This is a genomic window from Geomonas sp. RF6 (assembly GCF_021044625.1).
GTDB lineage: Bacteria > Desulfobacterota > Desulfuromonadia > Geobacterales > Geobacteraceae > RF6.
On the sequence record NZ_CP087999.1, the window covers coordinates 2966851 to 2979836 of the forward strand.

Below are 12986 nucleotides of genomic sequence, written 5' to 3' on the forward strand. Positions count from 1 at the left end.
GTCTAATGTAACTGAACCTGCCTCACAACCATCTCTGTGAGAGAACTTGCTCAAAGTACACAGGCGTGGCCCGCTTCCCTCTTTATGAGCTGAATGTGCGATAAGGATTCTGCTCGGGAATGGCTTTGATCGAACTCCTTAGAGATATTCAATCTAAAATTAGAACAGGTGTGAGAAAAATTAGAACACTGTAAAATAAATTGACAGAGGTTTTTTTATGAACTATACGTTTTGACTAGTGAATTTCCGAGACGGGAAATTTGGTTCGTAGTGCTGCAGCAAGAAAGGTTGGTAATGCTTCATAATTTGATGCGGGACCCTTCCCTGGTGGTATTGATCTCCATAACCCTCGTCGCCCTCTCCGGAGCCCCCGGACTCCTGATAAAAAAGCAGTCGCTCGGGCAGCGTATCGCCACCGCAGCCGCTCTCCTCGCCTCGCTGCTGGCACTCCCCTCCATCGTCTTCATGCTCCTCACCGGCGCCAGCGCGAGCTACCTGCTCGCTCTCAATCTCCCCTTCGGGGAGTGCCTGCTCGGCCTCGATCCTCTCTCTCTCTCTTTCCTGATACCGATATTCGTCGTCTTTCCCTGCGGCTCTCTTTACGCCAATGGGTACTGGCCTTCGGCATCGCATCGCTCCAGCGAGCCGCCGCTGACCTTTTTCTATGGCCTTCTGGCCGCCGCCATGGCGCTCGTGGTGGTCGCCAGAAACGGCGCTTTCTTCCTCATGTTCTGGGAGGTGATGGCGCTCTCCGGCTTCTTCCTCCTGATGGCCGAGCACGACAAGGGGGAGGTGCGCCGCGCCGGGGTCGTGTACCTCGTGGCAAGCCATGTGGGCGTTGCGGCGCTTTTTCTCCTCTTCTCACTGCTGCGCTTCCATACCGGCTCCTTCCTCTTTCCTGCAAGGGGGGCACTGCAGCATGTCGATGCAGTCATTGCGTCGGTGATCTTTTTCGCAGCCCTTGCCGGATTCGGCTCAAAGGCGGGAATCATGCCGCTGCACATCTGGCTCCCGTCCGCCCACGCCAACGCTCCGAGTCACGTGTCGGCCATCCTCTCCGGCGTGATGCTGAAGATGGGGATCTATGGAATCCTGCGCACCCTCTCCTTTCTGCCGCAGCGCCCTCTATGGTGGGGGGCGGTTCTCCTCGTTGCGGGGCTATCGTCGGCGCTTTTCGGGATCTGCGCTGCCTCGTTGCAGAGTGACATCAAGAGGCTTCTTGCCTACAGCAGTATCGAGAATGTAGGGATCATCGCGGCGGCGATAGGAGTCGCCCTCATCGGAGAGGCGACCCATGCGGACCGGCTCGCCTTGCTCGGCCTCACCGCCGCACTTTTGCACACCCTGAACCACAGCCTCTTCAAGCCTCTCCTCTTCTTCTGCGCCGGGAGCGTCATGCACGCCACCGGCACCCGCAGCATGGACCGCATGGGGGGGCTCGCGAAGCGGATGCCGTGGAGCACCCTTGCTGCCCTGTGCGGAGCTGTGGCGATCTGCGGGCTGCCCCCCTTCAACGGCTTCGTCAGCGAATTCTTTCTCTACGTTGCTTTCTTCGGCGAGGCGATGGGGGACCATCCGTACCTGACGCTGGGGGCGCCGGTCCTTGCGCTCGTGGGCGGCATCGCGGTCCTTTCCCTCGTGAAGCTCTTCGGTGCCACCTTCCTCGGGAGCGCGCGCAGCGAGAGGGGGGCGGCGTGCCATGAGGCGCCCCTTTCGATGCTCCTCCCGATGGGGTTCCTCGCTCTGCTCTGTGCGGGCGCTGGTGTCTACCCCCAGGCCCCCCTCGCGCTGGTGGCGCCGGTGCTGGCGGCGGTCCCCGCACTCGCTCCTGTCGCCATCGCCCTCCCGATAGACCCCAGGATCTTTGCCTGGGGCGCCTGCGCCCTTCTCCTCACCGGCGGCACGCTCGCTCTCTTTCTGCGGTGGCGAACGGCGCAGGGGACGACTTCGCAGGCGGCAACCTGGGGATGCGGCTATCTGCGCCCGACGTCCAGGATGCAGTACAGCGCCACCTCTTTCAGCGAGTTCCTGGCGAGCCTCACCTCGCGCGTCACCCGCACCACGGTGCGTGCCGTCGGTGTGGAAGGGTACGCGCCGGGCGCCTCACGGCTGGAGTACGAGCCGGAGGAGACGGTTCTCGACCGCGGCATCCTCCCGGCCTTCAGGATGATCGGGAAGGGCTTCTACTACATGCGCAAGCTGCAGCACGGACAGGTGCAGTTGTACATGCTCTACATGTTCGTGGCGCTCGTGCTCCTGATGGTGTGGGTGAGATAGATTCCCTCCTCCCCTGTTGACTGGTCGGATTGCTTTTGCAGCTCCGATTTCGAAGGAGACCGAAATGATCGATACGCTCCTGCACATTTTGCTGGTCTTCACCATGCCCCCCCTCCTTCTGGGGGTGATCGGGAAGACGAAGGCGCTCTTCGCCGGCAGGGTCGGCGCCCCATTCCTGCAGCCGTACTACGACATCATCCGCCTCATGCGGAAAGGGTGCGTCTTTAGCGACACCACGACCTGGATCTTTCGCGCCGGGCCGGTCATCACCCTTGCCGCCACCGCCTGCGCCTCCTTCCTCGTCCCGCTCGGCAAGCACCCGGCCCCGCTCTCCTTCGATGGCGACATGATCCTCTTCGCCTACCTCTTCGCGCTCGGGCGCTTCTTTACCACCATCGCCGCGCTCGATACAGGCTCCAGCTTCGAGGGGATGGGGGCGGCGCGTGAGGCGAGCTTTTCCTGCCTTGCGGAGCCGACCCTCTTTTTCGCGCTCATCACCCTGACCAGGCTGAGCGGCACCATGTCCCTCACCCCGATGCTTTTGCACCTCTCCTCGTCGGTGTGGGTCGGCACCGGCGCGGCCCTCCTTCTCATGCTGGCGGGGCTCTACGTGGTTCTTCTTGTCGAGAACAGCCGCATCCCCTTCGACGACCCCAACACGCACCTGGAGCTCACCATGATCCACGAGGTCATGGTGCTGGACCACAGCGGCCCGTATTTCGGCTGCATCCTGTACGGCGCGGCGCTGAAGCTCTTCGTGCTCGGCGCCTTCTTTGTTGGTCTTGCCCTGCCGGGGAGTTCCGGCGACACCTTCGCCGACTGGGGGATCTTCATCGCCGCCATCCTTCTCCTCGCGGTGAGTGTGGGGGTGGTGGAGTCGGTCATGGCGCGCCTGAGGCTGATCCGGGTGCCCCAGCTTCTGGTGGCGGCGATGATCCTCGCTGCCTTTTCCCTCGTGCTTGTGGTGAGGTGACCTCTATGAATGCTCTGGCAGACCAGTTTCTCGTCCTGTCCCTCCTCATAAACTTCGTGGTGCTCGGTACGAGCCGGCTCGCCTTCTCCGTGCGGGCAGTGGCGCTGCAGGGAATAGTGCTCGCGGTCCTGCCCACGCTGGTGCACCCCTTCTCCTGGCACCTGGTCCTCATCGTGGCGGGGATGCTCGCCGCCAAAGGGGTGGTGATCCCGGTGATGATCATGCGCGCGGTGCGCAAGGCGAAGATCCAGCGGGAGTTCGATCCCTTCATCGGCTACATCTCCTCCCTCGTCCTCGGGGCCCTTTTCACCAGCCTCGCCTTCGTTTTTGCCGAGAAGCTCCCCTTGGCCCCCGAGCACGAGGGGCTCCTCTTCGTCCCCGCCTCCATCGCCACCCTCATGTGCGGCTTTCTGGTGCTGATGGCGCGGCGCAAGGCGATCTCGCAGGTCATAGGCTACCTGCTTTTGGAAAACGGCATCTTCATCTTCGGCCTGCTGCTGGCGGACGCCATGCCCCTGATGGTGGAGGCGGGGGCACTTCTCGACCTCCTGGTCGGCGTCTTTGTCATGGGGATCGTCATCAACCACATAAGCCGCGAGTTCTCGTCCATCGACACTTCGCGCCTGAGCGCGCTGCGGGAGGAATAAATGGCACTGATCTGGGCATACGTCACCCTGCCGCTCCTGGGCGCCCTCATCGCCTGGGCGGTCTCGGAAAACACCAGGCGCCCGCTGGTGCTCCCCGTCTTTGCGGTCCTGCACCTCGCTCTCACCGTCGTCCTTCTGAACGATTCCCCAGGCCCCTCGCCGCACGGCTGGATTTACCTCGACGCGCTAGGGAAGGTGACGCTTCTCTCCACCAGCGCGCTCTTCACTGTCTGCGCCCTCTACGCGGTCGGCTACTTAGGTTTCTACCGGAAGGAGCGCTCCAACCGCACGATCTGCGCGGCCCTTCTCATCTGTCTCTCGGCGATGACCCTGGTCTGCCTCTCGCAGCACCTGGGGCTTTTGTGGATCACCCTGGAGGCCACCACCCTTACCATGGCCCCCCTCATCTACTTCAACCGCAACGCCCGCTCCATCGAGGCGACCTGGAAGTATCTCCTCATCTGCTCCGTCGGTATCGCCATCGCCCTCCTGGGGCTCTTCTTCCTCGCCTACTCCACCATAGTGGCGGGGCGGGAGGCGACCCTTCTCCTCCAGCCACTCATCTCCGGCGCCGCAAGCCTCCATGCCGGGTGGCGCCATGCCGCCTTCATCTTCCTCCTCGTCGGGTTCGGGTCGAAGATGGGGCTCGCGCCGCTGCACACCTGGAAGCCAGACGCCTACGGCGAGGCGCCGGGGCTCGTCGGGGCGCTCCTTGCCGGTGGGCTGGTGAACTGCGCCTTCCTCGCCCTCATGAGGGTGTACCAGATCGCCGTCGCCTCCACGGAGGGTGCGCTCTTTCAGCAGGTTCTCCTCGGAATGGGACTCGTCTCCATGGCGTTTGCGGCGGTCTTCATGGCGCGTCAGAGCGATTTCAAGAGGATGCTCGCCTACTCGAGCGTCGAGCACGTCGGTATCCTCGCGCTCGCGCTGGGGCTCGGGAAGGGTGCCCTCTTCGGCGGACTCCTGCACATGATGAACAACGCCCTCACGAAGGGGGTCCTCTTCCTCTCCTCCGGGAACATCCACCGGGCCTATTCGAGCAAGAGCACCGAGTTTGTGAAGGGGGCGCTGCGGCGCTCCCCCTGGTCCGGCGCCCTCTTTCTGGCCGCCTTCCTGGCAATCACCGGGTCACCCCCCTTTGGCCCCTTTGTGAGCGAGTTCACCATCGTAAGCAGCGCCTTCACCGAAGGGACCGGGTGGGCAGGGGGGCTCTTTCTCCTCTTCCTGGGAATCATATTCATCGGCATGGCCTCTACCGTCCTCTCCGTGGTCATGGGTAAGATCCCGCGCGACCTCCCGCCTACGACCTACCGCGACAGCGCGCAGACGGTCCTCCCTCCGCTGATCCTCATGGGGGTGGTACTTGTCCTGGGGGTGTGGATACCGGCTCCGCTGCAGGATCTCCTGGCTGACGCGGCGGCGCTTCTGGGGGGTGGGCGATGACGAACGACTTTTATCGGCTCTACAACGGCTCAGCCATCCAGCGCTGCAACATCCCCTCTCTCGATCAGGATGAATTTCTGCAGAAGGTGCTGGACGCCGTCGACTCCGGCTGGCGGGTCTGTTCATACTTCGGAGTGCCGGCGGGGCGGGAGCTCGAGCTCTACGCCCTTCTCGCGCCGAAGGCCGGGGGGCAGCTGGGGATCGCCTCCACGAAAGTGTCGGGGGGGAGGCTCCCGTCGCTGACGCCGTTCTGTCCGCAGCTGCACCTCTTCGAGCGGGAGATCGCGGAGCAGTACGGGGTCGTATTCGAGAACCACCCGTGGGGGAAACCGGTGCGCTTCCAGAAGGCGCTGCGACTGGTTGAAGAGAGCGAAGCATCTCTTCCCGCCCTTCCCGGGGTCATGGACTTCTATCAGGTGCAGGGGGACGAGATCCACGAGGTGGCGGTCGGTCCCGTTCATGCCGGTATCATCGAGCCCGGGCACTTCCGCTTTCAGTGCTACGGCGAGAAGGTGCTGCACCTGGAGATCGCACTGGGGTACCAGCACCGCGGCCTGGAGGAGATGCTGATCGGAGGGCCGCACCGCGTCACCCTGAACCAGATGGAGACCGTGGCGGGGGACACCACCGTCGGGCACACCGTTGCCTATGCCATGGTGGTGGAGGCGCTCGCCGCGGTCGCGGTGCCGGCCCGGGCACATGCGCTGCGCGGGGTCGCCATGGAGCTGGAGCGCCTCGCGAACCACACCGGCGACCTCGGCGCCATCTCCGGCGACGTCGGTTTCCTCCCGACCGCCTCGTTCTGCGGGAGGATCCGCGGCGATTTCCTCAACATGACCGCGGAGCTGTGCGGCAGCCGTTTCAGCAGGGGATTGATCGTTCCAGGCGGCGTCGGATTCGACTGCACCCCCTTGCAGGCGGACGCCCTGCGCAACAGGGTCGCGGCGGCGCGGCGGGATCTCTCCAATGCCACGGAGCTCATGTGGCACACACCGAGCGCGCTGGGGAGGCTCGAGGGGACGGGGAGGGTGAGCGAGCAGACCGCACTCGATCTCGGCCTCGTGGGGCCGGCGGCCCGCGCCTGCGGCGTGAACCGCGACGTGAGGCGGGATCACCCCTTCGGCATCTACAGCCTCACGCAGATTCCGGTGGAAACGCTGAAGACGGGGGATGTCTTCGCGCGCGCCATGGTGCGCTGGCTGGAGGCGGAGAAATCGCTCGACTACCTGGACGAGCAACTGAAGCAGCTTCCGGCCGGCAACGTGGAGGTGGAGGTGGGGACGCTGGCGTGCAACCACATGGCGATAGCGCTGACCGAGGGGTGGCGCGGCGAGGTGTGCCACGTGGCGCTTACCGATGAGAGAGGGCGCTTCAGCCGCTACAAGATCGTGGACCCGTCCTTCCACAACTGGAGCGGGCTCGCGATGGCGCTCAGAAACGAGCAGATCTCCGACTTCCCGCTGTGCAACAAGAGTTTCAACCTGTCGTACTGCGGGTTTGATCTGTGAACGGCTGGCGGAGGCTGAGGACCGTCTCGCGGGAGGAACGCTTCCGCGGGTCTCGAGAAGAAGGAGCATCACCATGATAGAAGCGATAGTGGCGAGGATAAAGCAGGGGCACCGCACCATGCGTTTCCCGAAGGAGCCGGTGCCCCTTCCTGAGCGCTTCCGCGGCTACCCCGTCGTGAAGGGGAGCGCCTGCCCCCCCGACTGCCGCGCCTGCGTCGATGCCTGCCCGACCGGAGCGGTGACGCTGGAGCCGGCTCTCTCTGTCGACATGGGAAAGTGCCTCTTCTGTCCTTCCTGCTCCAGGGCGTGCCCGCACGGCGCCATCGAGTTCAGCAAGGACTGGCGGCTGGCGGCGAACCGGCGGGAGGATCTCGTTGTCACGGAAGGGGATGAGCGGCGGCTCGCCCAGGCCCTGGAGAAGAAGATGCTCTCCCTCTTCGGGAGATCGCTGAAGTTTCGCTCTGTCGTTGCCGGGAGCTGCAATGCCTGCGACGCCGACACGAACGTTTTGTCTACCATCGGCTGGGATCTCGGGCGTTTCGGGATCCAGTTTGTGGCATCCCCCCGGCATGCCGACGGCTTGTGGGTTACCGGGCCGGTAACGGAGCACATGAGGGAGGCGCTCCTTCTGACGTACGAGGCGATCCCCGCGCCGAAGCTCGTGGTGGCGAACGGCGCCTGCGCCATCAACGGCGGCCCCTTCATCGGCTCCCCCGAGGCGCACGACGGAGTAGGGGACCTTCTGCCGGTGGACCTGTACATCCCCGGCTGCCCACCGCACCCGGTGACGATTCTCGACGGGCTGCTGCGCCTGCTGGACAAGGTGAAGTAGAGGCCCTCGACGGCGCCGCCGACCACCACCGTGTCCAGTCAGACCAGTCAGACCAGTCAGACCAGTCAGACCAGTCAGACCAGTCAGACCAGTCAGACCAGTCAGACCAGTCAGACCAGTCAGACCAGTCAGACCAGTCAGACCAGTCAGACCAGTCAGACCAGTCAGACCAGTCAGACCAGTCAGACCAGTCAGACCAGTCAGACGGTCCGCGTTGACACCGCCTCGGAACCTCTCATAGTGAATAGAGGTGGCAAGGGAGGGGGCAATGAAAAACAACGGCGGTGATAGGATAGGGCGCTGGCAGCTTCTGCTGCGAGCCCTGCGCTACCGCAATTACCGTCTCTTTTTCCTTGGGCAGAGCGTATCGCTGGTGGGGACGTGGATGCAGCAGGTCGCCATGAGCTGGCTCGTCTATCGCCTCACCGGCTCGGCGGTGCTTCTCGGCGTCATCGGGTTTGTCGGGCAGTTGCCGACCTTCCTCTTCGCCCCCTTCGCAGGGGTCCTCGCAGACCGGTGGGACCGCCGCGAGCTCGTGCTGTGCACTCAGGCCCTGGCTATGCTTCAGGCAGCGATTCTTGCCCTCATTGTCGTGACCGGGATGGTGGAGGTCTGGCACGTCATCGCCCTCGCCTCCTTCCTGGGCGTCATCAGCGCCTTCGACGTTCCGGTACGGCAGTCTTTCGTCATCGACATGGTGGAGGACAAGGAGTCGCTCGGAAACGCCATTGCCCTCAACTCCTCCATGGTGAACGGTGCGCGCCTCATTGGGCCTTCCGTCGCCGGACTCCTCATCGCCAGCCTCGGTGAGGGGGTCTGCTTTATCCTGAACGCCTTCAGCTATCTTGCCGTCATCGTTGCAGTCGCTGCCATGCGGATACGGCCGGCGCAGCCGCACGGCGCGCGGAAGGACTTGTTGCGGGAGTTGAAGGAAGGGGTGGAGTATGCGGCGGGCTTCAAGCCGATATGGGCGATCCTTCTCCTGATCGGAGTCCTCAGCCTGATGGGAATGCCGTACTCGGTGCTGATGCCGGTTTTTGCGAAGGACCTGCTGCACGGCGGCGCCCATACCTACGGGTTCCTCATGGGCGCCACGGGGCTCGGCGCCTTCGTGAGCACCATATTTCTGGCATCGCGAAGGAGCGTCCTCGGCCTGGGGAGGTTCATGTGGAGTTGCGCCTGCGTCTTCGGTATCGGGGTCGCGGCCTTTGCCATGTCGCGCTCCCTCATCCTTTCGCTTTTGTGCCTGCTCGTTGCGGGATTCGGCGTCATGACCGTCATCGCCTCCGGCAACACGGTGCTGCAGACGATCGTCGACGACGACAAACGAGGGCGGGTGATGAGCTTTTATACCATGGCCTTCATGGGGACGACCCCTTTTGGGAGTCTCTTCGCGGGAGTCGTCGCGGGGCGAATCGGCGCCACCGCCACGCTCCTCATCGGCGCCGGCGCCTGTTTTGTCGCCGGCCTCCTCTACGCCCGCCACCTGCCGGCCATCCGGGAACAGGTGCGTCCGATCTACCGGCGCATCGGTGTGATTCCGGAGATGACGCCGACGGACCTTGTCACTCCGCCGGAGAAGCGCTAGTGCCCGTAGGCCGGAATAAGCGCAGCGTTTCCGGCATTCGCTGCTGCCCAACATCTGCGGGTGGACTGCCGGGAACGCCTGGCGGCTTATCCCGGCCTACATGGACGAGGCGTAGGGGCTAAAACTGGTACGTCAGCTTGATGCGGAAAAGGCGGCCGTCCTGAGGGATGACATCCTGGAGGTGCTCCCCCGACCCCGGATCGCCGTAGCGGACGTCAAAGAGGTTGTAGATGCTTCCTGAAAGCTCCACCCCCTCGACGAGCTTCCTGCTGAAGAGGGTGAGGTTTGTCAGGAGGTGCGGCTTGTCGCTTCTCCCCGCCAAGGTCTTCCGCTTGCTGAGGTACTGAAGCTCGACTCCCGTGAAGAGCCGGTCCTTGTAACAGGGCGCGATCAGGTTGATCTTCCCCAGGTGCCGTGGCGAGTCTGGCAGGGTGACTCCCGTCGCGTCATCGCGAGCAACCTGGAACGCGTAGCTCCCGCGCGCCAAAAGCCCGTTCTTCCATTTTCCTTCTATTTCCGCCTCCACTCCACGTGCCGTGACGCTGCTCGAATTGTTGTACACGAGGTAGCCGTCAGCGGGGTCGGTGATCTGGGTGATCATCTTGGTAATGGTGTTGTAGTAGCCGGTGACGGTGGTGCGGACGTGTTCTCCCAGCGTCTGCTCCCAGATGAGCTCGGTACTCCTGATCTTCTCCGGGGCGAGGTTGAGATTTCCCTTCTGCTCCGAGGACGGCTCGTCATAGTAGAGCTCGTAGCTGTTGGGCGCCCGGAACGCCTCACCATAAACCGCCTTCAGGCTGGTGCTCTCGAACGGCTCATAGATAAGCGCGGCGCGCGGGTTTACCGTGCTGCCGAAGGTGTTGTAATAGTCGTAACGGACACCGGCATTCAGAATGAGGTTGGGCAGCAGGGTGAACTCGTCCTGGAGGTACGAGGCCCAGCGCCAGGTCGGATGATCCGCGTGGAGATGGAGCAGGTACGGGTCGAGGTCGTGGTTGTTCAACTGCTGCTTCGTGTTGCTCTGGAAGTCGGCGCCGACGATGACCCTGTGCTTTTCCCACAACGTGCGGGAGAGCTTCACCTCGGTGCCCCACCAGTGGTTCTCGGCGCTGTCCCGGTTCAGCACCACATCGCCGCTCTCGGCGTTGAACGGGATGTCCTCGAAGTAGTCGTAGTAGTCGTAGTACCCCCGCGCCATGGTCTCCCACTCGTTGAAGGTGTGCTCGTACTTCAGGTCGAGGTATCCGCGGTAGTCGACGCTATGGAAGCGGTGATCATTGAAGGTCGCGCCGTACGATGCGGTAGGGACTCCCTTCGTTCTTTTCACAAAGGTTCCCTGGAGGGTGAAGTCCTTCAGGGTAGCGGTGCTAAAGAAGCTGTAGTTGCGCTCGTAGTCGAGGTTTCGTGCGACTCCGTTATTTTGCTCCGGCGTGTCGTACTCCGGGTAGTAGAGGTTGCGGTTCCCGCGGCTGTCGTAGATGGTGCCCGAAAGGGAGAGGGCGAAGTCATCATTGAAGCGTTTGCCGTAGCTGATCCGTCCCTGGTAGCTTTCCAGGCTGCCGGCGTTGCCCGATACCTCGACCCCCTGAAGGCTGTTGTCGTGCCTGGTGATGACATTGATGACGCCGAAAAAGGCGTTGTCGCCGTAGAGGGAGGAACCGGGTCCCCGGATGATCTCGACGCGCTCGATGAGGTCGACATCGAGAACGAAGTCGTGGCCGACAAATGCGGTGCCGTAGACATTTTCGTTGGTGCGGTGGCCGTCGACGAGAATGAGGATGCGGTTGCTGTATCCGCCGGAGCGGTCCACGCCACGGGCCCCGATGTAGGTGTAGTTCCTGTCGTTCGTTGTGAACAGTCCGCGCTGGCTGTTGATGATGTCGGCGAGAGTTCGGTAGCCGAACTTTTTTATCTCGTCGGCCGTCACTATGCTAACCGATGACGGGGCTTCGCTGACGTTCTGCTGGAACCGCGACGCGCCGTAGACGGTGGCGACCTTCACATTCATCAGTTCCTCAAGGCTCAGCTCCGAGAGTTCTACCGATGTCGTCTGGCCCGTCTCCTCGTCGTTGGCACACTCAGCGGGCGCCGCGTGCAAGGTAGAAAGAAAAGAAGTCGCAAGAAGGATGAGTATGGGCAAATTTTTCATATGAATGAAACGAGCGCGAGTCTTCATGGGTCCTCATTGCTACTGTCTCACCATCTGTCAGGACGTCATCCTGATCCTGGTACACTTGATAAATCTTCGATGAAACAGTATCGGCAATTTGCCTGTTGGTGTGATTCGCTCTTTTCTTCGGCCAGAGTGAAAGGAAACTTGAGAAACAACATGGGTGTATACTGCATCGCTGGGAAAGAAAGATCGTGCGAGGCGGGAGTTGGGAGGGGTGCCGCAGCGCTAAAGACGAGGGGGATTTCGAGACAGGGTATCGTAGGCCGGAATAAGCGCAGCGTTTCCGGCACTTTCGGCAGCATCTACATCGGCTGGCGCCGACGCCGGGAACGCCTTGCGGCTTATCCCGGCCTACATAAAAATCCCCTGCCTTGAGGGGAGAAGTGGGTGACGGCTCCACTGGTATGGCCGGTGGCGCCTGGGCTTAGACAGCGGAACGGGGGCTAAAGCCTTCCGAATACCTTGCGCAGTAGGTCAGTCGTCCGCGCTGCCGGGTTTTTCCTGATCCTCTTTTCTTCTTCGCTGACCTTGATGAAGAGTCCGTCCAGCGCCTTGTTCGTGACGTAGGTGTCGAGATCGAGAGATGGCAGTCCCACCAGCGAGGCAAAGGGGATGTTCTCATACCTCCCTATCATCTCCTGGTAGGCCCGTGCCACCCCCACCTGCTTCATGCTTTCGGCCACCGTCGGCCTGAACTCCTCGAAGAGCTGGCTCCGCGTCTTCTTCTCAAAGAATTGGCTCGCGGCGGTGTCGCCGCCTCGAAGGATCCCCTTGGCATCCTCCACGCTCATGTGCCGGATCGCGTCGCCGAAGTATTTTGCCGCCTTCGGAGCCGCCTTTTCCGCTGCCCTGTTCATGGAGAGAACGAGGTCGTCGACCTGTTGCTGATACCCCACCTTCGCGAGCAGGTCGGCCGCCTGCTGCATCTTTGGCGGCAGGAGGATCTTTATGAGGGCGTCGCCGAAGTAGCCATCCTGCTTCGCCACCTCCTTCACCGCCCGCTCCGTACCGATGGCGAGCGCCTCCTTCAACCCCTTTGCGATGATGTTCTCGTCGAGGGTCGCCTGCTTCTTGAGGGGCCCGGTGACCTTCCTCGAAAGATCGCCGAAGAAGCCGGCATCGGCAGCGGTTGACGCCAAGAGGGCAGCAACGCAGGCAGCGCATGCGAAACGTTTCACTTCCAGAGCCTCCCGTAGAGTGGCATTCACTGGATGCATTTTACACCTTTACACTTTGTGGAGATTCGATATAATAAATTTAGCCTGTTTCCGAAATAGTAAATCTGGAAGAAATTCCAGAGACACAAAGCTGACGGACCCGTTATTAAATTAACAGGTAGCCGAGCTGCCGAAGAAACAGGCATCAACTTGAGAAAAAGCCGTCCCCTTTAGAGGGTGACGGCTTTTTTGCGTTTAATGCCATGCGTGAACCCCGGGTTTGTCTCCGTTCGAAGGAGCAGGCGAGGCTGCTGCGTCCCTCCTGCGAAAAGGTTCCGGCCCCTCCGCGATCCCGGGAGGGGCCTTCTTTCCTGCGAACTCCCCGCAC

The 12986-nt window shown here is 62.3% G+C and carries 9 protein-coding genes and 1 riboswitch; of the genes, 7 read left to right on the top strand and 2 right to left on the bottom strand.

What is annotated here, in order from left to right; genetic code table 11:
- Positions 1–294: 294 nt before the first annotated feature.
- From LPW11_RS12855 to LPW11_RS12885, 7 genes are all read left to right on the top strand, one after another.
- Complete coding sequence (locus tag LPW11_RS12855) at positions 295–2277, top strand: proton-conducting transporter transmembrane domain-containing protein (protein WP_230994277.1); 1983 nt, start codon at positions 295–297, stop codon at positions 2275–2277.
- 64 nt (positions 2278–2341) lie between these two features.
- Positions 2342–3250, top strand: a complete 909-nt coding sequence (locus LPW11_RS12860; protein ID WP_230994278.1) for a respiratory chain complex I subunit 1 family protein — start codon at positions 2342–2344, stop codon at positions 3248–3250.
- A 5-nt stretch (positions 3251–3255) separates the two neighbouring features.
- A complete protein-coding gene (locus tag LPW11_RS12865) occupies positions 3256–3897 on the top strand; it encodes a hydrogenase (protein ID WP_230994279.1) in 642 nt (213 codons plus the stop codon).
- A gap of 6 nt (positions 3898–3903) precedes the next feature.
- Positions 3904–5340, top strand: coding sequence for a proton-conducting transporter transmembrane domain-containing protein (locus LPW11_RS12870; RefSeq protein WP_230998288.1), 1437 nt, complete (start codon positions 3904–3906; stop codon positions 5338–5340).
- A complete protein-coding gene (locus LPW11_RS12875) occupies positions 5337–6848 on the top strand; it encodes a hydrogenase large subunit (protein ID WP_230994280.1) in 1512 nt (503 codons plus the stop codon). Before LPW11_RS12870 ends, LPW11_RS12875 begins: the two co-directional genes overlap by 4 nt.
- 73 nt (positions 6849–6921) lie before the next feature.
- Positions 6922–7680 carry a 4Fe-4S dicluster domain-containing protein gene (locus LPW11_RS12880; protein WP_230994281.1) on the top strand — a complete coding sequence of 253 codons (759 nt, stop codon included), beginning with the start codon at positions 6922–6924 and terminating at the stop codon, positions 7678–7680.
- Between the two features lie 268 nt (positions 7681–7948).
- The gene (locus LPW11_RS12885) at positions 7949–9268 is read left to right on the top strand and encodes an MFS transporter (protein WP_230994282.1); all 1320 of its coding nucleotides are present in this window, start codon (positions 7949–7951) and stop codon (positions 9266–9268) included.
- A gap of 118 nt (positions 9269–9386) precedes the next feature.
- On the opposite strand, the gene LPW11_RS12890 is transcribed toward LPW11_RS12885, so the two are convergent.
- Positions 9387–11408: a TonB-dependent receptor plug domain-containing protein gene (locus LPW11_RS12890; RefSeq protein ID WP_230994283.1), complete on the bottom strand. Its 2022-nt coding sequence runs from the start codon at positions 11406–11408 to the stop codon at positions 9387–9389.
- Between the two features lie 476 nt (positions 11409–11884).
- Positions 11885–12619: a DUF4197 domain-containing protein gene (locus LPW11_RS12895; RefSeq protein ID WP_230994284.1), complete on the bottom strand. Its 735-nt coding sequence runs from the start codon at positions 12617–12619 to the stop codon at positions 11885–11887.
- 87 nt (positions 12620–12706) lie between these two features.
- Positions 12707–12793, top strand: a riboswitch (cyclic di-GMP riboswitch).
- The last annotated feature ends 193 nt before the right edge of the window (positions 12794–12986 follow it).